The 23,886-nt window shown below is 69.8% G+C and carries 21 protein-coding genes; 13 read left to right on the top strand and 8 right to left on the bottom strand.

Annotation, left to right across the window (positions count from 1 at the left end):
* Nucleotides 1-35: 35 nt before the first annotated feature.
* Both ACE3TA_RS05800 and pdxH read right to left on the bottom strand, forming a co-directional pair.
* Entirely contained in the window at nt 36-1,544 is a 1,509-nt protein-coding gene (locus tag ACE3TA_RS05800) for an AAA family ATPase (RefSeq protein ID WP_374571461.1), read from the bottom strand.
* The gene (gene pdxH / locus ACE3TA_RS05795; RefSeq protein ID WP_374571459.1) at nt 1,541-2,218 is read right to left on the bottom strand and encodes a pyridoxamine 5'-phosphate oxidase; all 678 of its coding nucleotides are present in this window, start codon (nt 2,216-2,218) and stop codon (nt 1,541-1,543) included. Before pdxH ends, ACE3TA_RS05800 begins: the two co-directional genes overlap by 4 nt.
* Nucleotides 2,219-2,296: 78 nt before the next feature.
* Between pdxH and ACE3TA_RS05790 the strand changes: the two genes are divergently transcribed.
* The 3 genes from ACE3TA_RS05790 to ACE3TA_RS05780 all read left to right on the top strand — a co-directional run bounded on the left by ACE3TA_RS05790 (nt 2,297) and on the right by ACE3TA_RS05780 (nt 4,924).
* Nucleotides 2,297-3,016 carry a DnaJ domain-containing protein gene (locus ACE3TA_RS05790; protein ID WP_374571457.1) on the top strand — a complete coding sequence of 240 codons (720 nt, stop codon included), beginning with the start codon at nt 2,297-2,299 and terminating at the stop codon, nt 3,014-3,016.
* Between the two features lie 58 nt (nt 3,017-3,074).
* Complete coding sequence (gene aroC, locus ACE3TA_RS05785; protein ID WP_374571456.1) at nt 3,075-4,199, top strand: chorismate synthase; 1,125 nt, start codon at nt 3,075-3,077, stop codon at nt 4,197-4,199.
* Nucleotides 4,200-4,399: 200 nt separating this feature from the next.
* Nucleotides 4,400-4,924, top strand: coding sequence for a response regulator (locus ACE3TA_RS05780; RefSeq protein ID WP_374571453.1), 525 nt, complete (start codon nt 4,400-4,402; stop codon nt 4,922-4,924).
* A gap of 28 nt (nt 4,925-4,952) precedes the next feature.
* On the opposite strand, the gene queE is transcribed toward ACE3TA_RS05780, so the two are convergent.
* Nucleotides 4,953-5,585, bottom strand: a complete 633-nt coding sequence (gene queE / locus ACE3TA_RS05775; RefSeq protein WP_374571451.1) for a 7-carboxy-7-deazaguanine synthase — start codon at nt 5,583-5,585, stop codon at nt 4,953-4,955.
* Entirely contained in the window at nt 5,582-6,313 is a 732-nt protein-coding gene (queC, locus tag ACE3TA_RS05770) for a 7-cyano-7-deazaguanine synthase QueC (RefSeq protein ID WP_374571449.1), read from the bottom strand. The genes queE and queC overlap by 4 nt, the downstream gene beginning before the upstream one ends.
* Nucleotides 6,314-6,662: 349 nt before the next feature.
* Here queC and ACE3TA_RS05765 point away from each other — a divergent pair, with 349 nt between their 5' ends.
* The 7 genes from ACE3TA_RS05765 to ACE3TA_RS05735 all read left to right on the top strand — a co-directional run bounded on the left by ACE3TA_RS05765 (nt 6,663) and on the right by ACE3TA_RS05735 (nt 16,762).
* Nucleotides 6,663-9,467 (top strand): TonB-dependent receptor, encoded by a 2,805-nt coding sequence (locus tag ACE3TA_RS05765; RefSeq protein WP_374571447.1) that lies wholly within the window; start codon nt 6,663-6,665, stop codon nt 9,465-9,467.
* 439 nt (nt 9,468-9,906) lie between these two features.
* Nucleotides 9,907-12,453 (top strand): TonB-dependent receptor, encoded by a 2,547-nt coding sequence (locus ACE3TA_RS05760; RefSeq protein WP_374571445.1) that lies wholly within the window; start codon nt 9,907-9,909, stop codon nt 12,451-12,453.
* Nucleotides 12,454-12,610: 157 nt separating this feature from the next.
* On the top strand, nt 12,611-13,717 hold the full coding sequence (locus ACE3TA_RS05755; RefSeq protein ID WP_374571443.1) for a response regulator: 1,107 nt from the start codon (nt 12,611-12,613) through the stop codon (nt 13,715-13,717).
* Nucleotides 13,718-13,781: 64 nt separating this feature from the next.
* Complete coding sequence (locus ACE3TA_RS05750) at nt 13,782-14,405, top strand: class I SAM-dependent methyltransferase (protein ID WP_374571441.1); 624 nt, start codon at nt 13,782-13,784, stop codon at nt 14,403-14,405.
* A gap of 4 nt (nt 14,406-14,409) precedes the next feature.
* A complete protein-coding gene (locus ACE3TA_RS05745) occupies nt 14,410-14,970 on the top strand; it encodes a GNAT family N-acetyltransferase (RefSeq protein WP_374571439.1) in 561 nt (186 codons plus the stop codon).
* A gap of 108 nt (nt 14,971-15,078) precedes the next feature.
* On the top strand, nt 15,079-15,375 hold the full coding sequence (locus ACE3TA_RS05740; protein WP_374571437.1) for a hypothetical protein: 297 nt from the start codon (nt 15,079-15,081) through the stop codon (nt 15,373-15,375).
* A gap of 79 nt (nt 15,376-15,454) precedes the next feature.
* A complete protein-coding gene (locus ACE3TA_RS05735) occupies nt 15,455-16,762 on the top strand; it encodes an MATE family efflux transporter (RefSeq protein WP_374571435.1) in 1,308 nt (435 codons plus the stop codon).
* A gap of 4 nt (nt 16,763-16,766) precedes the next feature.
* On the opposite strand, the gene ACE3TA_RS05730 is transcribed toward ACE3TA_RS05735, so the two are convergent.
* Complete coding sequence (locus ACE3TA_RS05730; protein WP_374571433.1) at nt 16,767-16,949, bottom strand: hypothetical protein; 183 nt, start codon at nt 16,947-16,949, stop codon at nt 16,767-16,769.
* 150 nt (nt 16,950-17,099) lie between these two features.
* Between ACE3TA_RS05730 and ACE3TA_RS05725 the strand changes: the two genes are divergently transcribed.
* Nucleotides 17,100-18,014, top strand: a complete 915-nt coding sequence (locus ACE3TA_RS05725; RefSeq protein ID WP_374571431.1) for an SDR family NAD(P)-dependent oxidoreductase — start codon at nt 17,100-17,102, stop codon at nt 18,012-18,014.
* A gap of 27 nt (nt 18,015-18,041) precedes the next feature.
* On the opposite strand, the gene ACE3TA_RS05720 is transcribed toward ACE3TA_RS05725, so the two are convergent.
* Nucleotides 18,042-19,028 (bottom strand): NADPH:quinone reductase, encoded by a 987-nt coding sequence (locus ACE3TA_RS05720; RefSeq protein ID WP_374571429.1) that lies wholly within the window; start codon nt 19,026-19,028, stop codon nt 18,042-18,044.
* A gap of 84 nt (nt 19,029-19,112) precedes the next feature.
* Between ACE3TA_RS05720 and ACE3TA_RS05715 the strand changes: the two genes are divergently transcribed.
* The gene (locus ACE3TA_RS05715; protein WP_374571427.1) at nt 19,113-20,384 is read left to right on the top strand and encodes a DUF418 domain-containing protein; all 1,272 of its coding nucleotides are present in this window, start codon (nt 19,113-19,115) and stop codon (nt 20,382-20,384) included.
* Between the two features lie 344 nt (nt 20,385-20,728).
* Here the strand turns inward: ACE3TA_RS05715 and ACE3TA_RS05710 are convergent, their stop codons facing one another.
* The gene (locus tag ACE3TA_RS05710) at nt 20,729-22,114 is read right to left on the bottom strand and encodes a carotenoid oxygenase family protein (RefSeq protein WP_374571425.1); all 1,386 of its coding nucleotides are present in this window, start codon (nt 22,112-22,114) and stop codon (nt 20,729-20,731) included.
* Nucleotides 22,115-22,140: 26 nt separating this feature from the next.
* On the bottom strand, nt 22,141-23,187 hold the full coding sequence (locus ACE3TA_RS05705; protein WP_374571423.1) for a DUF2855 family protein: 1,047 nt from the start codon (nt 23,185-23,187) through the stop codon (nt 22,141-22,143).
* Between the two features lie 87 nt (nt 23,188-23,274).
* Between ACE3TA_RS05705 and ACE3TA_RS05700 the strand changes: the two genes are divergently transcribed.
* The gene (locus ACE3TA_RS05700) at nt 23,275-23,871 is read left to right on the top strand and encodes a TetR/AcrR family transcriptional regulator (protein ID WP_374571421.1); all 597 of its coding nucleotides are present in this window, start codon (nt 23,275-23,277) and stop codon (nt 23,869-23,871) included.
* The last annotated feature ends 15 nt before the right edge of the window (nt 23,872-23,886 follow it).

The following is a 23,886-nucleotide window of genomic DNA, read 5'->3' as shown; positions in this document are numbered from 1 at the left end:
TGGAGCCGCTTTCCCCGAAGGAAGCGCAAGAGGCTTCAGCCGGCGGCAGGCGCCGCATGCGACCAGACCTCGGCCGCGTCCTCGGCCGGGCCGGACGCGTCGATGCGCATCCAGGCCGGCCCCGGCGGCTCGTCGCGGGCCAGGCGCTCGATCTGGCCGTGGAGCACCTCGATCGTGGCGTCGGAGGCGTCGCCGGCGCGCCCGCCGATACGGGCCTCCAGCACCTCGGCCGGCGCCTCCAGCAGGACGCCGCTGAACGGAACCTTCGCCTCGACGGCCAGCGCCTCGGCGCGCGCGCGCAGCTCGGGCTTCAGGAAGGTGGCGTCGAGCACCACCGCGCGGCCGGCGCGCAGCAGGCGGGCGGCCTCGGCGAACAGGGTCTCGTAGACCCGGTCGTAGAACGCGCTCGTGTAGATCTCGCTGGGCAGGGAATCGGTGGGGCCCGCGCCGGCCAGGCGCTTCCTCACCTCGTCAGTGCGCAGGACCACCGCGCCGGGCGCGGCGCCCACCCCCGGCGCGATCAGCCGCGAGAAGGTGGTCTTGCCCGTACCGGAGAGCCCTCCCACGGCCACCAGCCGCGGCGGGGCGGGCGACAGGTGGCCGAGCGCGGCGTCGAGATAGGCCGAGGCCGCGTCCAGGTCGCCGGAATGGGCGCTGACGTGGGCGCGCACCGCCGCGCGGACCGACAGCATCAGCGGCAGCGCCGCCAGGCCGTCCAGCACCACTTCGCCGAAGGTGCGCAGCGCCTCGTCGAGATAGGCCGAGAGCACGCGCACGGCCGCGTCGCGCCGGCGGCGGAAGTCCAGGTCCATCAGCAGGAACGCCAAGTCGTACTGCACGTCGATCTCCGACAGCACGTCGTTGAACTCGATGCAGTCGAAGAGCACCGGCCGGCCCTCTTCGAGCAGGATGTTGCCCAGGTGCAGGTCGGCGTGGCAGCGGCGCGCGAAGCCGGCGGCCTGGCGCCGGTTCAAGAGCGCCTCCTGGCGGAAGAACTCCGCGTCGGTTCCGGCGACCAGCCGCTCGACCCGCTCGGCGCCGAGCCGGGGCGCAAGCTCGCGCAGGAGCTGGGCGTTGGAATCGATGGTGAACTTCAGCGCCTTGCCGCCGCCGCCCTGCGGACGCACCGGCGCGGCGGCGTGGACGCCGGCCACCGCGCGGCCCAGGGCGTCGGCGAGCGGGCCGTCCACCGCCCACGGCTGGGCGGCCAGCACCGCGGTCTCGTCGAAGCGGCGCATCTCCAGGGCGTACTCGACCACCGCCCCGGGCCCGTCGAACTCGAACCCGCCGCCGGCCTTGCGGGTGACGGCGCGCACGGCGCGGTAGATGTCCGGCGCGGCGGCGCGGTTGAACGCGAGCTCGCGTTCCAGCGCCCAGAGGCGAAGCTCCAGGGTGGAGTAGTCGAGATAGCCGAGTTCGACCCGGCGCTTGACCTTGAAGGCCCGGTCGCCGGCCAGGAACACGCGCGCGCAGGCGGTCTCGATGGCGCGGTCGGCGCCGGCGCCCAGCCAGGCCGCGACCTCGGCCTCCTCCGGGTCGGTCAAGGGAAGAGCCGCTTGGTCGTCCAGCCCTCGCCCGCCCGCTCGAACACCAGCCGCTCATGCAGGCGGAACGGCCGGTCGCGCCAGAACTCCAGGCTCTGCGGCGCCAGGCGGAAACCCGACCAGTGGGGCGGCCGCGGCACCCTGCCCAGGCCAAAGCGCAGGCCGACGTCGGCGATGCGCTTTTCCAGCGCCAGGCGGCTGGTGAGCTCGCGCGACTGGGCCGAGGCCCAGGCGCCGATCTGGCTGGCCCGCGCGCGGGTGGCGAAATAGGCGTCGGCCTCCTGCGGCGTCACCGGCGAGACCGCGCCGCGCACGCGCACCTGCCGCCGCAGCGACTTCCAGTGGAACAGGAGCGCGGCCTTGGGATTGGCGGCCAGCTCGTGGCCCTTGGCGCTCTCCAGGTTGGTGTAGAAGACGAAGCCCTCGGACGTGGCCTCCTTGAGCAGCACCATGCGCACGTCCGGCGCGCCCGCCTCGTCCACCGTGGCCAGCGCCATGGCGTTGGGATCGTTGAGCTCTTTCTCGCCTGCGTCCTTCAGCCAGGCGGCGAACAGGCGGAAGGGATCCTCCTCGGCGAGCAGCGGCGGCGGCTCGGCGTGGGTGACCTGCCGCACATAGTCGTCCTCGCTGGGCGAGGGGGGAATGACCGCCTTGTCGTCGCTCGCATCGCTCATGACCGCCGTATAGCCTGAGCCGCGCCGGAGCGGCAGGGTTTAACGCGACATTGATAGCCTGAACCCTAGGCTGGCGGGATGAGCGGACCTCATACCGTCATGACCGTGGCCATGGCTTGCGAGCTGCTGGGCGTCAGCGCCGACGCATCGGCGGGCGACCTGCGCCAGGCCTTCCGCAAGGCCGCCAAGGAGGCCCATCCCGACCGCCCCGGCGGCGACGCCGAACGCTTCCGGCTGGTGGTGGAGGCCCACCACGTGCTGCAGCGCGCCGACGCCGCGCCCAAGGCCGCGCCGCACCGGCCCTCGAGCAGCGGCGCCGCGCGGCCGTTCACGCGCGCGTCGCATCCGCCGGTTCGGCTCTCCATCCCCCCGGAGGTGGCGGTGAACGGCGGCCAGGTCGACCACGTGCTGGGCGACGGACGGAAGATCCGCATCGTCACGCCGGCCGGCCTGCGCACCGGCGACCGCTTCCGCGCCGAGGAGACCGAATTCGAGGCGATCGTGCGCGGCGACGGGGTGACGGTGGTGCGCGGCGACGACATCTGGATCACCCTGCCCGTCGAGGCCAAGGTGCTGAAGAACGGCGGGCGGCTGGCGGTGGAGACGCCGCACGGCCGGCGGATGGTGATCATCACCGCCAAGGCCGCCGCCCAGGGCCTGGTGCGCCTGCAGGGCCAGGGACTGCCGCCCCGGGGCCGGCACCGGCAGGGCCACCTGTTCCTGCGCCTGGAGCCGCTGGAGACCCGCAACATGGCCCGCGACATCCTGCGCCGGTTCTCCGGCGGGCGGGCGGCCTGAGCCCCTTCGCGCCGCGGCGTTGTTGGAAGTTGCGGCAAGTTGAGCAATAAGCCCGGCCATGTCGCACAACAGCTTCGGCCATCTGTTCCGCGTGACCACCTGGGGCGAGAGCCACGGGCCCGCCCTGGGCTGCGTGGTGGACGGCTGCCCGCCCGGCCTGCGCCTGACCGAGGCGGACATCCAGGTGTGGCTGGACCAGCGCCGCCCCGGCCAGGGCAAGTTCGTGACCCAGCGCCAGGAGCCGGACGCCGTGCGCATCCTGTCGGGCGTGTTCGAGGACGAGGCGATCCGCGAGCGCTTCGGCGGCCAGGTGACCACGGGCACGCCGATCTCGCTGATGATCGAGAACGTCGACCAGCGCAGCCGCGACTATTCGGAGATCGCCAAGGCCTTTCGGCCCGGCCACGCCGACTACGCCTATTTCGCCAAGTACGGCGTGCGGGACTATCGCGGCGGCGGGCGGGCCTCGGCGCGCGAAACCGCCGCGCGGGTGGCGGCCGGCGCGGTGGCGCGCAAGGTGGTCGACGGCGTGACGATCCGCGCCGCGGTGGTGCAGATCGGCCCGCACGCGGTGGACCGCGAACGCTGGGACTGGGACGAGACGCACCAGAACCCCTTCTGGTGTCCGGACGCCGAGACCGTGGCGGTCTGGGAGGAGCACCTGGAGAAGACTCGCAAGGCCGGCTCGTCCACCGGGGCGGTGGTCGAGGTCGAGGCCAGCGGCGTTCCGGCCGGCTGGGGCGCGCCGATCTACGGCAAGCTCGACGCCGAGCTGGCCGCGGCGCTGATGTCGATCAACGCGGCCAAGGGCGTGGAGATCGGCTCGGGCTTCGCCTCGGCGGCCTTCTCGGGCGAGGAGAACGCCGACGAGATGCGCATGGGCAACGACGGGCCGACGTTCCTGTCCAACCACGCCGGCGGCATCCTGGGCGGGATCTCCAGCGGCGCGCCGGTGACGGCGCGGGTGGCGTTCAAGCCGACCTCCTCGATCCTGACGCCCCGGCGCAGCATCGACGAGACCGGCGCGGAGATAGAGCTGCGCACCAAGGGCCGCCACGATCCGTGCGTGGGCATCCGCGCCGTGCCGGTGGTGGAGGCGATGACCGCCTGCGTCCTGGCCGACGCCTTCCTGCGGCAGCGGGCGCAAACCGGCCGCGGACCGTTCGTCCCCGGAGCGTTCTAGACCGCGCTCGCGCTGCGTGCGTGTTTTGCACGCTCTCCGATTGACGCAACGATAGGTGGCGAAGCTTTGAAGTTGCAGAGGCTTTGCGATTGACCGCGTCGGCGACGCATTCGTATTGAAGCGCACGTCATCGGGCCGCGGCGCCGCCGTTTCGCCCATGACGGGAAACCGATCGCCGACAGACACGACTTCGCGCCGCCGTGAGATACGACCAGCTCAAACTCCTGATCGTCGACGACAACCAGCACATGCGCGTGCTGCTGGCTGAGATTCTGCGCGCGGTCGGCGTGGTCACGATCTTCGAGGCCAACGACGGCGCCGAGGGGCTGGAGATGATGCGCGCCCACGCCATCGACATCGTCATGACCGACCTGTCGATGCAGCCGCTCGACGGGATCGACTTCGTGCGGCTGCTGCGCAACTCGCCCGACAGCCCCAACCAGATGATCCCGGTGATCATGATCACCGGCCATTCGACGATGAAGCGGGTGTCGGAGGCGCGCGACGCCGGCGTGACCGAGATCCTGACCAAGCCGCTGACCGCGCGCGGCGTGCTCGACCGGATCAACCGGGTGATCAACCACCCGCGGCCCTTCGTGCGCACCGACGACTACTTCGGCCCCGACCGGCGCCGGCGCAGCGATCCGAACTACGACGGCCCGCACCGCCGCGAGACCGACATGCCCGAGCCGAAGCGGCCCGGCGGCGCGCACCTGGAGGTCTGAAGCCGCGGTCCGCCGGGGCCCGGGCGGGTCAGGCGATGCCGAGGTACTTGTGCGTCTGCACGCTCAGGCGCCAGCGCGGATGGGCCAGGCAATAGGCGACGGCCGCCTGCGTGGCCGCCTCGCGATCGGGTCCGTCCATCGGCTGCAGATAGAACCGTTCGAAGTCCAGCGCCTCGAAGGCCGCCGGATCGACCCCGGCCTGCGGGAAGACCAGCTTCAGCTCCTGGCCGCGCCGCTGCACCACCTCGGCCGCGCCCTTGGGGCTGACGCAGATCCAGTCGATCCCCTCCGGCGCCGGCAGGGTGCCGTTGGTCTCCAGCGCGATGGAGAAGCCCCGCGCGCGCAGCACCGCGATCAGCGGCGCGTCGAGCTGCAGCAGCGGCTCGCCGCCGGTGCACACGACCAGCCGATCGTCCGGCCCGCCGGCCCAGGCGGCCTCGACGGCGCCGGCCAGGGCCTCGGCGTCGGCGAAGCGGCCCCCGCCCGGCCCGTCCATGCCGACGAAATCGGTGTCGCAGAAGGTGCAGGCCGCGCCGGCCCGGTCCTGCTCGCGCCCGGACCACAGGTTGCAGCCGGCGAAGCGGCAGAACACCGCCGCGCGGCCGGCCTGGCCGCCCTCGCCCTGCAGGGTGAGGAAGATCTCCTTGACGGCGTAGCTCATGGGGTGAGCGCCGGCCGCCCCTGGGCGACCCAGGCCTCCCAGCCCCGGGCGCGCAGCTCGCAGGCCGGGCACGTCCCGCAGCCGTGGCCCCAGGCGCGCCGCTCGCCGCGCTCGCCGAGGTAGCAGGTGTGCGTCTCGCCGACGATCAGGTCGACCAGGGTCTCGCCGCCCAGGCCCTTGGCCAGCGCCCAGGTGTCGGCCTTGGTCAGGCGCATGAGCGGCGTCTGGATCGAGAAATCCTGCTCCATGCCCAGGTTCAGGGCCTGCTGCATGGCGTCCAGGGTGTCGCGCCGGCAGTCCGGATAGCCGGAGTAGTCGGTCTCGCACATGCCGCCCACCAGGGCCTGCAGGCCGCGCCGGTCGGCGAGCGCGGCGGCGTAGACGAAGAAGGCCAGATTGCGCCCCGGAACGAAGGTCGACGGCAGGCCCCTGGCGGTCATTTTGATCGCCTGGTCGGTCGTCAGCGCCGATTCGGCGACGGCGCCGAAACCCTTCAGGTCGAGCACGTGGTCCGGCCCCAGGCGGGGCGCCCAGCCGGGAAAGGCCTCGAGCATCCGCGCGCGCACGGCCTGGCGCGCCTCGAGCTCGACGGCGTGGCGCTGGCCGTAGTCGAACCCCACGGTCTCAACCCGGTCGTAGCGTTCCAGCGCCCAGGCCAGGCACACCGTCGAATCCTGGCCTCCGGAGAACAGGACGAGCGCGCCGGCCCCTTCAAAAGATGCGGTCATCCGCCCCATATGCGCGCTCGCGGCCGGAACGCAAAGCCCAAGCGGGCGCCCGAAAACGCGTCATTTCAGGCGAATTTCAGCGGGCGGTATCCCGCAAGACCCGACAATGACGACATTTCCGCAACATCGCGGCCCGAGATTTTAAGTTATCAACGTTCACGTAACAGCGTCCAGTTGACAGAGTCCATAAGCAGGCAAGAGCTTTAGGCCGACTGGGGGTCGGGTCGCGCGCTCCTGGCTGATGATTTTGCGCGGCGTTGCTGACGGACCTGGCCGGCGAACAGAGCCACGGCCGTCAGGGGAGGAACCTAGAATGACGAAAACTCCGTACTTGCGGAGCCTGTTGGCTATGAGCGTCTCGGCGGCCGCCTTGACAGGCTTTGCGGCCCCGGCGTTCGCCCAATCCCAGGGTTCAGGCGCCACGGTCATCGAGGAACTGGTCGTCACCGCCCAAAAGAAGGAAGAAGCGATCCAGGACGTGCCGATCGCCGTGTCGGCCTTCAGCGAAGACGCCCTGAACAAGTCCAAGATCGACGGCGGGCCGAACCTGGTGCTCGCCATCCCGAACGTGAACTTCTCCAAGGGGAACTTCACGGGCTACAACTTCCAGATCCGCGGCATCGGCTCCAAGCTGGTCGCCGCCTCCGGCGACGCCGGCACCGGCATCCACCTGAACAACGCGCCGCTGACCTCGAACAACCTGTTCGAAACCGAGTTCTACGACGTCGAGCGCGTCGAAGTGCTGCGCGGCCCGCAAGGCACCCTCTACGGCCGCAACGCCACCGGCGGCGTGGTCAACATGATCACCAACAAGCCGGTCAGCCACTTCGAAGCCAACATCCGCGGCGAAGTCGGCAACTACGACACGCGCAAGGTGCGCGGGATGATCAACATCCCGATGGGCGACGCCCTGGCCCTGCGGGTGGCCGGCTCGTACCTGAAGCGCGGCGGCTTCGGCACCAACACCTTCACGGGCAACGACGCCGACGACCGCGACCTGTACGGCATCCGCGCGACGTTGGGCTTCCACCCGACGGACAACCTCAACGTCACCTTCATGTACGACCGCTTCAGCGAAGAGGACAATCGCTCGCGGATCGGCAAGCAGTACTGCACCAAGGACACCGGCCCCACCAGCGTGGGCGGCCAGGCCTTCTCCGGCGTCGGCGCGATCGCCAACATCCAGCAGGGCTTCTTCACGCCGGGCTGCGCGACCACGTCGCTCTACTCGCCGGGCGCCCTGGGCACGGTGGACTCCCGCGGCACCCTGGGCGGCCTGTTCGGCGCGCTCACCGGCCTGCAGACGGGCGACGCCTACGCCGGGCTGATGCAGGACAGCAACGTCCGCAACATCTCCTCGACGTTCGACCCGATCTACCAGTCGCACACCGACATCTACGAGCTGACCGTCGACTGGGACGTCACCGACAGCCTGAAGTTCACCTCGCTGTCGAGCTGGACCAAGTACGACCTCTACACCCGGCAGGACTACAACCGGTACACGCCGTCGGTGTTCTTCAACACCACGCCCAATCCGGTGAACGCCTTCGCCGCCCTCGGGTCGGCCTATACGACCATCTACCAGTCGCTGTTCCCGAACGGCGTGGTCAGCGACGCCCAGAACGGCGCCTACAACCGCTTCACCACCAGCGACATCTCCTCGGCCAAGACCGAGCAGTACAGCCAGGAGTTCCGCCTGCAGTCCGCCTTTGACGGGCCGTGGAACTTCAACGTCGGCGCCATCTACCTGGACTACAAGGCCGGGGACGGCGACTACTACGTGATGTTCAACACCGGTACGGCGTACTACCAGTTGAACAACTACCTGAACACGGGCAACGCCAACTGTCAGACGGTCGCGCCCTGCGTGGCCATCGACACGAACTCCGACCCGAACCGCGTCGGCCACAACTACTACGACTCGCACTCGCCCTATCACCTGAAGTCCCAGGCGCTGTTCGGCGAGCTGTACTGGCAGATGACCGACAACTTCAAATGGACCCTCGGTCTGCGCTACACCGACGACGACAAGCGCGTGGATTCCTATCCCGGGCCGCTCGGCGTGGCCGGCGTGGGACCGCTGCCGGTGGTCAAGCAGCACGTGGAGTTCAAGGAGACGACCGGCCGCTTCGGCTTCGACTGGAAGCCCGAGGTGCCGTTCACCAACAGCACCCTGGTCTACGCCTTCTACTCGCGCGGCTATAAGGCGGGCGGCCTGAACTCGCCCTGCACCGCCGCGGCCGGGGTGATCTGCGGCAACCCGACCTTCCAGCCCGAATTCGTCAACTCGATCGAAATCGGCACGAAGAACACGCTGCTCGACGGATCGATGATCCTGAACGCCACGGTCTTCCACTACGACTACAAGGGCTATCAGGTCTCCAAGATCGTCAACCGCGCCTCGACCAACGAAAACATCGACGCCAAGATCAAGGGCGTGGAGCTGGAAAGCGTGTGGTCGCCCCTGCGTCCGCTGCGCTTCAACGCCTCCATCGGCTATCTCGACACCGAGATCAGCAACGGCACCTCGATCGACACCTTCGACCGCACCCAGGGCGATTCTTCGCTGATCCTGGTGAAGTCGTCGGCGGCCTCGAACTGCGTCACCACGGTGGCGGCGGCCCAGGCGGCCCTGGCCTACTCGAACGCGACCAACAATCCGTTCGCGCTGCTGGGCCTGTGCACGGCCTCCTCGACCGCCGGCGCCGGCTCGACCGTGGGCTCGAAGGGCGCCATCGCCGTCGGCACCAACGCCTTCGGCGGCCTGGTGTCGGACGGCGCCCCGGTGAACCTGAAGGGCAAGGAGCTGCCGAACGCCCCGCACTGGACGGTCAGCCTGGGCGCCCAGTACACCTACGACTTCGGCAACGGCTGGGACGCGGTGGCGCGCGTCGACTACTACCATCAGTCGGAAACCTTCGCCCGCATCTACAACAGCGCGGCGGACAAGCTCAACAGCTGGCAGAACGTGAACCTGACCTTCACCGTGGCCAACAAGGACAACGGCTGGTCGGTTGACGCCTACGTCAAGAACGCCACCGACGAGGAAGTCATCACCGACTTCTACCTGACCGACGACTCGTCGGGCCTGTACCGGAACGCCTTCTTCACCGAGCCGCGCACCTACGGGATCGCGGTCTCCAAGTCCTGGTAGACGCAAGGCTCCGATCAATCTGCGAGGGCGGCGGGCCAACCGCCGCCCTCTTTTTTTTGCGCCCGGCGCCAACGCCGATTCGCCCCGCTCCCGGCTTTTCAGCGCCCGCGCAGAACGGCTCCTTCGGCCGCAGAATCCGGTTTGCATGAGCGGTATGCGCACCGCCCCGCGACGTGATCGCGCGAACCCAACTATTAACAAGCGTCGAATATCAGCGATCAGTTTTGTGCAGCTGATTTGAAAGCGCGGTATTTTCGCCACAAGCCGGTCAAAAGTTGCGCCGTTTGAGGCGGGCCTTGGCGCGCGAACGTTGACTCCCCCTGACGCCAGACAGAGCCTCCGCCCGTCCGGCCCACGCTCCCCCGTGCGGCCGGGCTCAACACATCTACAGCACAGGGGCCGCGGCGCGCTCGCACGCGTCAGCGCCATGGGAGGCACAATGTCGTTTTCTCGTCTTCGCCTGCGGAGCGCGCTTATCGCCGGCGCTTCAGCGGCGACTCTCGCAACCCTCGCCACCCCCGTCTTCGCTCAGACAGCGGCTCAACCGCAGGCCAGCGACGACGACACGTTCCAGATCGAGGAACTGGTGGTCACCGCCGAAAAGCGCGAACAGGCGCTGCAAGACGTTCCGGTCGCCGTGTCCGCGTTCAGCTCCAAGCAGCGCGACGTGATGGGCGTCACCGGCATCCAGGACTTCGTGAACTTCACGCCGGGCATGAACTACTCCGGCACCGACCGCATCAGCCTGCGCGGCGCCGGCCGCAACACCTACCTGATCGGCAACGATCCGGGCGTGGCGACCTACACCGACGGCTTCTATTCGGCGAGCTCGTCGGAACTGTTCAAGTCGCCGCTGTTCGTTGAGCGCACCGAAATCCTGCGCGGCCCGCAAGGCACCCTCTACGGGCGCAACTCCATGGGCGGCGCGGTCAACACCATCTCCAAGCGTCCGTCCGACACCTTCAGCGGCGAAGTGCGCGGCGCGGTGGCCAACTACGACTACACGCGCGCCGAAGGCGTGGTGTCGATCCCGGTGGCCGAGAACCTGCGCTTCAAGCTGGGCGGCAGCCAGGAATGGCAGCGCAACGGCTTCATCAAGAACGAAGGCAGCGGCAACGAAGCGGCCACCTTCAAGCGCACCTACTTCGAAGGTCAGGTCGAGGCCGAGCTCGGTGACAACGTGAACGTCTGGATGCGTTACAGCCGCACGAGCTGGGACGACACCATGGGCGTGGGCGACCGCCTGAACAACCAGGTCACGCCCTATGAAACCACCCGCGCGGCGGCCCCGATCGGCACGCTGAGCCTGGTGACCAACCCGTCGTACGGCTACACCGTGGCCAACCCGGGCGTCACCGACCCCTACCTGATGAACACCAACCGCAACGGCTACGGCCAACTGCGGGGCAACCACCTGTTCACCGGCCAGGTCACCTGGGACCTGGGCTTCGCCGACCTGAAGTACATCGGCGGCTTCCAGCAGTACAACTACCAGACCGGCGGCGACTACGACGCGACGAGCCGCACCGACCCGATCACGGTGGCCGGCGTCTCCGGCGTCTATGTCGACTACACCACCGACTTCAACGAGAAGAAGCGGTACCACTCCAACGAGCTGAACCTGACGTCGAACGGCGACGGGGCGCTGAAGTGGATCGTCGGCCTCTATGAATACAGCGAGAAGTACAGCCAGCGCGTCCAGCTCGGCGACCCCCAACAGGCCCAGCTCGACCAACCCTGCTACTATGTCGGCGCGCCCTACTACTGCTCGCCGGCCGCGGCCAACCCGTCGCGCGACTTCGTCGACCAGTACGCCACGTTGAAGTCCAAGGCCTGGGCGGTGTTCGCCCAGACGACCTATAAGTTCAACGACCAGTTCGCCCTGACCACCGGCCTGCGCTACTCGCACGACGAGAAGGACGGCTTCGAACAGCAGCGCCTGGTGATGTACTCGCCGGCCGGTCCGTTCGGCCCGGTGCTGGGCGGCCTCTACGCCTGGGACGTCTCCACCGACCTGGATAAGACGACGGCCGGCGTGCAGAACTACCGCTACCTGTCCAAGAGCTGGCACGCCGTCACCGGCGTGATCAACCTGGACTGGACGCCGGACGACGACACCCTGGTCTATGCGAAGTACAGCCGCGGCTATAAGTCGGGCGGCTTCCTGCTGGGCAGCCTGTCGGAAGATCCGGAAGCCGACGAAGAACTGGTCAACGCCTACGAAATCGGCCTGAAGAAGACCATCGCCCGGCGCCTGATCGTCAACGGCGCGGTGTTCTACAACGACTACAACGGCCTGCAGCTCAATCTGTCGCAGCTCAGCGCCGCCGGCACCGCGGCCAGCAACTTCATCAACGTCGATGCTCGCGCCTACGGCCTGGAGCTGGAAACCAACTGGCAGCCGACCCGCGCGCTGCAGTTCCTGCTCAGCTACAGCTACCTGAACACCGAGATCACCAACGGCTGCTGCTACTACGACCCGGCCGACCCGAGCGCCCTGCTGGCCTCGGCCAAGCCGGTCGGAACCAGCATCACCAGCAACGGCGTGGTGCTGCGCTTCCAGGACCTGAAGGGCGCTTCGCTCTATCAGTCGCCGGAGAACAAGGTGGCGTTCAACGTGAACTACACCTTCGACTTCTCGCCGGGCTCGCTGACCCTGTCGGGCAACTACGTGTGGACCGACGAGACCTACTACCAGCCCTTCGAGAACCCGGCGTTCAAGGTGCCGGCCTACGACACGACGGACTTCCGGGCCCTGTGGCGTGACGCCGACAACCGCTACTCGGTGATCGCCTACGTGAAGAACGCCTTCGACCAGAAGGGCTACACCAGCACCGGCTCCACCAACCCGGTGGCCGAGTTCGCCACCACGGCCGCGGCGACCATCGTCGACGGCCAGTCGTCGCTGACCCAAACCGGCTCGACGATCACGCGCGGTCTGATCTACCCGCGCACCTACGGCATCGAACTGCAGTATCGCTTCTGATCCGATCCGGATTTCTGCGACTGATGAGGGCGGCGGGGAAACCCGCCGCCCGTTTTCGTTGTACTAATCGCGACATTCCATCACAGGCGCACATTTTAACATCTCCGCAAGCGCTTGCGGTCATGCTGCGTTTACGCTGCAGCTTTCGCGAACCTCGATGTCCTTGTCCGATTTCTTCTTCGAGCGCGTGACGGAGGAAATCCGCCAGCAGATGGAGGGCGTGCTCGCGCTCAGCCAGCGCCTTTCGCGCGAGCGGCTGAGCCCGGACGCCACGGCCTGCGTGGCCGGCGTCAGCGAAGCCGCCGCCAGCGTCACCCGCCTCGTGGACGACAGCATCGCCCTGCGCGCCGCGGCCAGCGAAGGCCTGGCGCTTTCGCCGGCGCCGCAGCGGCTGCATGACATCATGGACGGCATCCAGGGCCGCTGGCAGCGCCGGATGACCGGCGGCGTCACGCTGCTGGTGTCCTACGACGGCGACCCCGACGCGGTGGGCGTCATCGATTCCGACCAACTGGCCCGCGTGTTCGACGGCTTCATCGCCCAGGCGATCAGCGGCGCGCGGCACGGGGCGGTGGAGGCGACGCTTCGCGCCACGACGCGCGGCGAACTCCTGCACCTGGAAGGCCGGGTGCGCGGCGCCGCGGAGACGGCCGCCGTGGACGGCCCGCCCGACATCCTCGACATCGAGACCCGCTTCGGCCTGGAGACGGCCATCGGCATCGCCCTGGCCTATCGCATCCTGGGCGCCATGGAGGGCGAGCTGCGCACGGAGCGCAACCGCGGGGCCGGCGAGACGGTGGTCTTCGAGCTGAACGTGCCGAAGGCCCAGCCCGAACCGCAGGCCGAGGCCATGGAGACCGCCGTCGCGGCGCGGCCGGCCCACATCCTGATCGTCGACGACAACGCCACCAACCGCATGGTCGCCGAGACCCTGTGCGAGATGTTCGACTGCACCTCGGAGTCGGTGGTCGACGGGGTCGAGGCGGTGGAGGCCGCGCGCACCGGCGGCTTCGACCTGATCCTCATGGACATCAAGATGCCGCGCATGGACGGGGTGGCCGCCTCGCGCGCCATCCGCGCCCTGCCCGGCCGGCTGGGCGTGGTGCCGATCATCGCCCTGACGGCCAACGCCGATCCCGAGGACGCGGCCAGCTATATCGCTGCGGGCATGAACGGCGTCGTCGAAAAGCCGATGAAGCCGGAGACCCTGCTGCGCGCCCTGCAGGACGCCCTCTCCGAAGGCGGAGCCGCCGCGGCCGCCTGAGGCTCTAGCCATAGCCCCGCGCTTGGGCGATCCTCCCGGCCGCAATGAGCCTGGGGAGGGCCGAATGGCGTCTTTCTACGAGCGCCGCATCCTGCCGAAACTGCTGACCTGCGCGTGCTCGTCGCCGCAGATGATGAAGCAGCGCGCCAAGGTGGTGCCCAGGGCCGAGGGCCGGGTGCTGGAGCTGGGCATCGGCATGGGGCTGAACCTGCCGTTCTATGACGCGGACAAGGTGGAGACCGTCTTCGGCGTCGATCCGGCCGCGCCGCTGCGCGCCCTGGCCGAGGCGGCCCCGCGCGATCCCAGGCTGTCGGTCAAGGTCGAGGAGGGAACCGCCGAAGCCCTGCCCTTCGAGGACAAGACCTTCGACAGCATCGTCTGCACCTTCACCCTGTGCTCGGTCTGCGCGCCGCCGCAGGCCCTGGCCGAGGCGCGCCGGGTGCTGAAGCCGGGCGGGCGCTTCCTGTTCTGCGAGCACGGCCTGTCGCCGGACGCCGGCGTCGCCAAGTGGCAGCGGCGGATCGAGCCCGTCTGGAAGCGGCTGGCCGGCGGCTGCCACCTGACGCGGCCGGTGGCCTCGTCCATCGGCCAGTCGGGCTTCGCCCTGGAGGGCGTCGAACAGCGCTACCTGCCCAAGGCCCCGCGCTTCGCCGGCTGGGTGGAATGGGGCGTCGCCCGCCCATCGTGACGCCTTGACCGTTCAGATCATCAGGCCCGGCCGCGAGCACCTGGCCGGCTATGTCGCCGCGCTGGAGCGCGGCTGGTCGGCGGACAACGTGCGCGGGCTGCTGGCCACGCGCGAGGAGCTGGCGGCCATCGCCGAGGACGCCGACGGCTTCCTCTCGCGGCTGGACGATCCGCAAGCCAAGGGCGGCCCCCTGAAGGCCCCGGACGGCACGCTGATGGAACGCCTGCCGGGCTATCGCCGCTGGATCTGGGACGGCGACTTCGCCGGCTCCGTCGGCTTTCGCTGGAGCAAGGACGGCGGCCCCCTGCCGGCCCACGTGCTGGGCCACATCGGCTACGCCGTGCCGCCGTGGATGGCGGGACGCGGCTACGCCAGCTTCGCCCTCGGCGAGGTCCTGAAGGACGCCCGCGCCAGGGGCCTGGCCTTCGTCGAGCTGACCACCGACCCGGACAACGCCGCCTCCCAGCGGGTGATTGAGAAGAACGGCGGGCGCATGGTCGAGCGCTTCGTCAAGCCGGCCGTCTATGGAGGCGGCGAGAGCCTGCGCTGGCGGATCGAGCTCTGAGCCAGCCTCGGGGTTGAAAGCGGCCTCGCCGACCACAAATCTCTGCGCAGCCGCTTCCGGCCCGCCGCCGGAGGCGCAGGAGAAAGGACAGATTCTGGAGACACGGCCATGCGATTGGCGACCTCGGACCAGCTTATCCAACAACAGGGATTGGCCGCCGCCCTCGAACGATGGTTGCGGCCCGGCGTTGGCTTCCAACACCCGCGCGACGTGCTCAAGGATCCATTGCTCGACGCCGCCGAGAAGCGCGCCGTCCTGTCCTCGTGGGCCTCGGACGCCTCGGCCGTGCAAGACCAGCCGGGCCAGCGGTGGCTGCTCGGAACGCCCGAACCGGTGCTGCTGAGCGACGTCCGCGAGGCCCTGGCGCGGCTCGACCGGATCGAAGGGACGGCGCCGCCGAACTAAGGCCTCGCGCAGGCTTGACCACGCGCGCGCCGCCCGCCACTGCGGACGGATGAGCGAGCCTGGAGCCTCTGCGACGTCAATGAACCGGGCGATCTGGGCGATCGCCGCGCCGTCGATGCTGACCAACGTGGCGACCGCCCTGTTCGGCCTGGCCGACATGTGGGTGATCGGCCGGCTGGGCGAGGCCGCCGCGCAGGGCGCGGTGGAGGTCGGCGCCAAGCTCCTGATGACGCTGCTCATCGTCTTCAACTTCCTGCGTTCGGGCACCACCGCCCTCACCGCCCAGGCCGCCGGGCGCGGCGACGATCACGCCCAGGCCGCGGCGCTGACCCGAAGCCTGGCCGCCGCGCTCCTGATCGGCGCGCTGATCCTGATCCTGCGGCCGCTGGTGCTGCGCTTCGGCCTGCAGATGCTGGGGGCGACGGCCGACGTGGCGGACCTGGCGCGCACCTATGTGAACGTCCGCTACCTCGGCGGGGTCGCCTGGCTGGTGAACGCGGTCGTGGTCGGCTGGCTGATCGGCCGGCGGCGGGTGCGCGCGGTGCTGGCCGTGGAGGTAGGCGCCAACCTCTTCCACATCGCCCTCGACGTGACCCTGGTGCTGGGCTTCCATCTGGGCGTGGCCGGGGTGGCCGCCGCCACCCTGTCGTCGGAGACCGCCAAGCTCGTCGCCCTGCTGGCCATCACCCTGCGCGAGGCGCCGGCGCGGCGGGCGCTGGCGCTGGCCCGCGAGCGGTCGACCTGGCGGGCGGGCGAGCTTTCGGCCCTGTTCAGCCTGAACCGCGACCTCTTCGCGCGCACCCTGCTCTTGATGAGCGCCACGGTGCTGGTGACCCGCGCCGGGGCCCAGCAGGGGCCGGTGATCCTGGCCACCAACGCCATCCTCTTCCAGCTCTTCATGCTGGCGACCCTGATCCTCGACGGCTTCGAAAGCTCGGCCCAGGTCCTGTGCGGCGAGGCCCTGGGCGCGCGCGACCGGGCGCGCTTCACCGCCCTGGTGCGGACCATCCTGGGCTGGGCCGGCGGCCTGGCGGCGCTGATCGCCCTCGTCTACGCCCTGGCCGGACCGCGGCTGGCGGCGAGCTTCAGCACCGATCCGGCGGTGGTCGCCTCCACCGGCGTCTACGCCGCCTGGGCCATCGCCCTGCCCCTGTGCGGCGTGGCCTCGTTCGTGTTCGACGGGGTCTACATCGGCGCGAGCTGGACCCGCGCCATGCTGATCGGCATGGCCGCGGCCCTGGCGGTGTTCGTCGCGCTGCTGGAGGCGACGCGGCCGCTGGGCGACCACGGCCTGTGGCTGGCCTTCAGCGTCTTCTTCCTGGCCAGGGCCGCCGGCCAGGCGCTGATGCTGCCGGGCCTTGTGCGGCGCAGCTTCGCGCCCGCCTGACCGGCTACTGGTAGATCTCGCGCGCGCCGCGGGCCACGCGCCAGTTCAACAGGTCGGCCATGTCGTAGGCGTCATCCAGGCGCATGCGCACCTGCGCGACGCCGCGGAACACCACCGCCTGTCCCGTCCAGCGATCGTAGACCGTCCAACCGCCCGCCTCCTGGCGGATGTCGAAGCGTTGCAGCATGGCCCGCGAAGCCTGCGCCCCCCTCGTCCGCGCCGCAATCCCCTGCCCCTGCGACATCGGTGACAAGGCCGCCGCGCGTCTCTAAGACGGGCCGCGAGCAAGCCAACGAGCGCCGCGGAACCGACGCGGCCGAAGGAGCGGAGAACGGGCATGGGCGTCTTGGACGGCAAGGTGGTTCTGGTCACGGGCGGCGGCAACGGCATCGGGCGCGAGTGCGCGCTCCTGGCCGCGCGCGAGGGGGCCAAGGTGGTGGTCAACGACCTGGGCGCGGGCGTTTCCGGCGCCGACGAGGGCTCCGCCGGCCCCGCCGAAAAGGTCTGCCAGGAAATCCGCGCCGCCGGCGGCGAGGCCGTGGCCAACTCCGAGAGCGTCAGCTCCATGGCCTCGGTCAAGGGCATGGTCGAACAGGCCATGGACACCTTCGGCGGACTGCACTCGATCATCAATCCGGCGGGCATCCTGCGCGACGGCATGTTCCACAAGATGAGCGACGAGGACTGGGACGCGGTGATCCAGGTGCACCTGCGCGGCGCCTACAACGTGACCCGGGCCTCCATCGAGCACTTCCGCAACCAGGGCGAAGGCTCCTACGCCCTCTTCACCTCCACCTCGGGGCTGATCGGCAACATCGGCCAGGCCAACTACGCCGCCGCCAAGCTGGGGGTGATGGGCCTTTCCAAGATCATCGCCATGGAAGGCGCGGCCAAGGGCGTGCGCTCCAACGTCATCGCCCCGTTCGCCTGGACGCGGATGATCGCCACCATCCCGGTGAAGGACGAGGCCTCGGCCCAGCGCGTGAAGCGGATGCAGGAAGGCATGCGCGCCGACCAGGTGGCCCCGCTGGCCGTGGCCCTGGCCGCGCCGACCTGCGGCGCCTCCGGCCAGGTGTTCTCGGTGCGCGGCAACGAGGTGTGCCTGTTCAGCCAGCCGCGCCCGGTGAAGTTCGTCGCCCGGATGGAAGGCTGGACGCCGGAGACCCTGATCTCCCACGGCATGCCGGCCATGGCCGCCAGCTACACCCCGCTGGAAGCCTCCGCGGCGGTGTTCCCCTACGATCCGGTCTGATCGGCCGGCGGCGGGAAGCGCCAGGGCTCAGTCGATCTCCAGCACCACGGTGCCGACCTTGGTCCCGGCCTCCACCGCCTCGTGGGCGGCGGCGCACTCGGCCAGGGGGAAGCGCGCGGCGACGGAGAGTTGGCGCCCGCCGGTGGCGATCCAGCGGGTGATGTCGTCCTGTGCGCGCCGGCGCGCCTCGTGCGGGCTGACCGGCAGGTAGACCGCATGGATGCGCAGGTTGAGCCGCATGGCCGCCAGCATCGGGACCTGAGGCGTCGGATCGCCTCGCGTGGCGTAGTAGGCGATCGACCCGTTCTGGCGCACGCAGGCCAGGGTGGCGGCGATGTTGCCGCCGAAATCCACGTCGACCACGTGGTGCACGCCCTGCCCGCCCGTCAGCGCCATCACGCGCGCGGCCACGTCCTCGCGGCGATAATCGATCACGTGGTCGGCGCCGCCGGCCAGGGCGCGCGCAGCCTTTTCGGGACCGCTGACGGTGGCGATCACCGTGGCGCCGGCCCACTTGGCGAGCTGGACGGCGTAGTGGCCCACGGCCCCCGCCCCGCCGGTGACCAGCACGGTCAAGCCCTGCACCGGCCCGGCCAGGAAGAGCGCGCGGTGAGCGGTCATGCAGGGGATGCCGAGGGTGGCGCCCTCGGCGAAGGAGACCTCGTCCGGCAGCTCGCGCAGGAGGTCGACGTCCAGCTCGATGTACTCGGCCGCCGAGCCGAAGGCGCGGCCGTTGCGCTGGCCGTTGTAGAACCACACCCGCTTGCCGACCCAGGCTTGGGCCACGCCCGGCCCCACCGCCTCGACCACGCCGGCGCCGTCGCTGTTGGGGGTGATCCGCGGATAGGCCATCGGCCCTACCCCGCCGCCGCGCATGCCCACGTCCGAGGGATTGATCCCCGAGGCGCGGACGCGGATCAGCGCCTGGCCGTGGCCGGCGACGGGCGTCGGACGCTCGCCGAACTCGAGCACCTGCCGGGCCGGGCCCGTGCGGTCGTACCAGATCGCGCGCATGCGGCGTGTTCCCTCCCCTTTCCGGCGGATTGACTCGCCGCCGGCCCGGTCCATCCTGCCCGCAAAACAAACGGGGGGAAAACCATGGCCGCCACGCCGGTCGACACCAGGACGCGCCACCTGTCCATCGACGCCGTGCGCGGCTTCGCAGTGCTCGGCATCCTTCTGATGAACATCGTTGGCATGGGCCTGCCGTCGTTCGCCTACCTGAACCCGGCCTACGCCGGCGGCTCCACGGGCGCGGACCTGTGGACCTGGGCGGTCAACAACGTCCTCACCGACGGCAAGATGCGCGCGCTCTTCACCATGCTGTTCGGCGCCTCGACCGTGCTGATCGCCACCCGCGCCGAGGGCGGCAGGCCCGGACCTGTCCAGACCCATTACAGCCGCATGTTCTGGCTGTTCGTGATCGGCATGCTCCACGCCTACTTCCTGTGGTGGGGCGACATCCTGGTCTGCTACGCCCTGGCCGGGCTCTTCATCTTCCCGTTCCGCAAGATCGGCGTGGGCGTCCAGGCGGGCGTGGGCGCGGCGATCCTGATCGCCCTGCTCGGCTACCACCTCTACGAGACGCGCATCATCGACGTGATCTACGTGCGCGCGCACCTCCCGGGCGCGACGCCGGCGGCGGTGAAGGCCTGGGCCGACATCCGCCTGCTGCTCGACCCGCCCGCCGCGATGGCGGCCCAGCAGGTCGCCGGGTTCGGCGGAAGCTTCATGGACGCGCTGAAGGCCCGCGCCACGGTCTCGCAGATCCTGCAGACGACGCTCTTGCCCACCGACGAGATCCCCGAGGCGATCGGCCAGATGTTCATCGGCATGGCCCTGTTCCGCTCGGGCTTCTTCACCCTGGGCTGGTCGAACCGCGCCTATGGCTGGGCGATGGCGATCGGCTATCTCGTCGCCGCGCCGATCACCGCCGTGCTCGCCTGGATGATCTGGAAGAGCGGCTTCGAGCCGATGACCCTGCACCGGCTGGAGGTGTGGCAGGCGGCCGCCCGCCCGTTCGTCGGCCTGGCCCACGGGGCGCTGGTGCTGGTGATCGTGCGCGCCGGAATCTGGCGCGGCCTCGTCGACCGCTTCGCGGCGGCCGGGCGCATGGCCTTCTCCAACTACCTGATGACCTCGGTGATCACGACGGTGCTGTTCTGCGGGTTCGGCTTCGGCCTCTACGGCAAGCTCTCGCGCTTCGAGCAGCTCTATGTGGTGGCGGGCGTCTGGGCCTTCATCCTGATCTGGTCGAAGCCCTGGCTGGAGCGCTTCCACTACGGCCCGTTCGAATGGGTGTGGCGGAGCCTCGTGAAGATGAGCCCGCAGCCCTTCATGAAGCCCCGCCCGCGGCCGGCGGTGGCTTAGGACATCAAAGTCCCCCTCAGTCGCTCCGCGACAGCTCCCCCAGAGGGGGAGCATCTTGGCGCGGCGTCTCCAGATCCTCCCCCTCCGGGAGAGGTGGCCCGGAGGGCCGGAGGGGGACCTTCGATGATCGACGCCGGCCCCTGCCGAGGCCCCCTCCACCCCTACGGGGTCCCCCTCCCCCGCGCGGGCGGGGGAGGAGATCGAGTTGCGCCGCCGAGCCCTCTCCTCCCCCTCTGGGGGAGGGGGACCGCGAAGCGGTGGAGGGGGCTTTCACGCGATTCCGCGACAACGCCCGTCTTCGCCTGCCCCCAGCCTGCGCCGAGGTGAGCGGACGGCCGGGCCGCCTACGCGCCCACCCAGTTGCCGTGGAAGCCGAAGGGGACGCGGCGGGGGACTTCGGCGACGCCGATCGGGCCCTTTTCGATGTCCAGGGCGTCGAACACCACGAAGTCGCTGCGGTTCTCGCCGGCGCGCCAGACTACGGCGGTGACCCAGCCGTCGCCCTCGGCCGCATCGGCGGTCTTGGGCGTGAACACCGGCTCGGAGACCAGGTCCGGGCCGAACACGTGGGTCGAGCGCTTGCCGGTCTTCAGGTCGATATGGGCGATGGCGTTCATCTTCACCGAGCCCGAGTTGGTGGCGTCGCCGGCGAACCAGCCGTGGCGATAGCCGGAGCCGGCGAGGCGTTCGTCGAAGCGGGGGAACTCGCCGTCCAGGTCGTCCAGCGGCTCTTCCTTGACGGCGTCGGAGGCGCCGGTCAGGTCGAAGGTCCAGCGGGCCAGACGCGCGGCGCTCTTCTTGCCCGGCCGGCCGTCGGCCAGCGGGAACAGCGGAGCGGTGTCATAGCGGAAGACGTCGGCGATGATCTTGCCGTCCTCTTCGTAGGCGTTCATCGGGTGGAAGACGTAGCAGGCCTCCACATTGAACCAGCGGATGGTGGAGACGTCGGCGTCGCGGCGCATCACCCCCACATAACCGCCCTTTTCCGGCTCCCAGGCGTAGGCCGGCAGGCCCTTCATCGCCCGCTCCAGGCTGCCGGTCAGCGGCAGCACGGGGAACAGCACGTAGTTTTCCGTGACCAGGAAGTCGTGGATCATCGCTGAATAGGGCGCCTGGAAGTCGTCGCGGCGCACGACCTTGCCGGAGGCGTCGGTGACGCCATAGCTCATGCCGGCGCTGAGCGGCGCCTCGCCGACGCCATAGGCGAACCAGACCATCTCGCCGGTCTTGGGGTCCATCTTCGGGTGGGCCGTGGTGCGGGCGCGATAGTCCTGGACATAGCCTTTCGAGGCCAGCGTGCCCGGCTCCATCTCGAAGGGCATGTGGCCCTCCTCCAGCGCCAGGAGTTTGCCGGCGTGCCAGACGATGTTGGTGTTGGCGACGCCGGAGTCCTTGCCCATGGCCAGGGGGTCGGTGAGCAACGGATTGAAGCCGGCGAACAGCGAGCGGCCGTGCTCGTGCTCCAGCTCCCACTTGGGCGTGCGCACCCAGCGGTTCCGATAGGAGACCTTGCCGTCCTCGACGTGGAAGGCGTGGACCATCCCGTCGCCGGTGAACCAGTGGTAGTTGGGATCGCGCGGCTCGAACTGCGGATTGGGGCCGGTGCGGTACAGCGTGCCCGCCAGCTCGCGCGGGATTTCGCCCTTCACCTTCAGCTCGAAGTCGTCCTCGCTGCGCACGGGCGCGAAGTTGCCCGTCAGATAGGGGTTGATGCGAACGTCGCCGTCCATGGCGTGTCTCCCTTGTCCTGGCCGGTTCAATCCAGCCGAATGATGTGGCCCTCGTCGGGGCTGGCGCGGCCTTCGAGCACGGCGGCGTAGGCCGCCTGCAGCCCCTCCGCGCCGCGATGCCGCACCAGGCGCAGCCAGGGATTGGCGGCGACGAACTGCGACATGGCCTCGGTGAAGCGGCGGCCGAGTTCGGCCATGCCCCAGTCCCCGGCGCGCCTGCGGATCTGGTCGGGGGCGAAGAACAGCACCGGCTGCACGCCGGGCGGCGGCGGCGCCTCGGCGCGCGCCTCCCAGTGGGTGCCGCCGACGATCAGGCTGCGGGTCAGGGCCGGGCCCAGCGCGGCGTGCACGGCCGCCGTCACCGCCCGGTCGCCGGCGAAGTCCACATAGGCTGCCGGCCCCTCGAGCTTCAGCGCGCCGGCTTCGGCGTAGGGGACCACGCGGCTGAAGAGGCCGAAGCCCTCCAGCAGCGCCTTGTGGCCGGGCGAGGTCAGGCCGACGACCTCCATGCCGCGCCGGCGCGCCAGCCAGGCCAGGCCCAGGGCGGTCTTGGAACTGGCGCTGGAGAGCGCCAGCGTCCTCAGGGCCGCATCCTCGGCCAGGAAATCGTCCAGCAGGAACGAGGTCATGAACAGCGGCCGCAGGAGGGCGCGGTAGTCGTCCATCTCGTCGGCGCCCGCCTCGGCGTAGGCGTTGTAGGTGGGCGGCAGGTCGGCGCGATGGGCGCTCGCGTCCACATAGCCGCCCGGCCCCTTCACCAGGCGCGCGACGAAGCTGGTGGACATCGGCAGATAGCCGAACAGGCGCAGGCCCACGGGCGCGTCGGCGGCGCGCGATTCCACGACCGTGGCGAAGCCCCAGACCGGAATGCGGCCGAACGGCTCGGGCGCCGGGAAGAACTTCCAGTAGCCGAACGCATCGCCGATCAGGCCGTAGGTGACGTTGTTGGCGGTCAGGGAGAACCGCTCGACGGCCAGGCGCGCCTCGCCCTCGGCCAGCGGCGGCGCCTCGAATTCGCGCAGTTCGGCGCGACGCAGGTCTTTGCGGTCGATCAGAAGATCCCACTCGGACATGTCGCCGCTCCCAAATCTTTTACGTTGTAAATTTATTACGTAAGCGTTAGCTCATGGCAAGCGTATTTTTGTGACACTTGGCCCGAGATGCCCAGAGTTCTGTCAGAGTCCGACGTCGCCGACTTCCGCGAACGCCTGTGCGAGGCGGCCGAGCGGCTGTTCGCCGAGAAAGGCCCCGAGGCGGTGACCATGCGCCAGCTCGCCGCCGAGCTGGGCGTCAGCCCGATGACGCCCTACCGCTATTTCAAGGACAAGGACGACATCCTGGCCGCGGTGCGCGCCAGCGGCTTCGACCGCTTCGCCGAGGCGCTGGAGACCGCCTACGCCAAGCAGGCGTCGGCGCGGTCGCGCGGCGCGGCGGTGGGCCAGGCCTATGTGGACTTCGCCTTCACCCACCCCCAGGCCTACAAGCTGATGTTCGACCTGAACCAGCCCAGCCACGACCATCCGGAGCTGGAGCGCGCCTCGACGCGGGCGACGGCGACCATGAGCCAGTACGTGCGCGGCCTGGTGAACGACGGCCAGCTTCAGGGCGACCCGGAGGAGATCGGCGCGATGTTCTGGGTGGCCGCCCACGGCGCGGTCAGCCTGGCGCTCGCCGGCAAGATCTCCCAGGACCGCGCCCGCGCCCTGATCGCCGAAATGAACTCGGCGATCTCGCGGGGCCTGCGCCCGCAGGCTTGACGCCCCTCGCGGCAG

The organism is Phenylobacterium sp., from assembly GCF_041916435.1.
In the GTDB taxonomy this organism is placed as follows: domain Bacteria; phylum Pseudomonadota; class Alphaproteobacteria; order Caulobacterales; family Caulobacteraceae; genus Phenylobacterium.
This window is presented reverse-complemented; position numbering and strand designations above follow the sequence as displayed.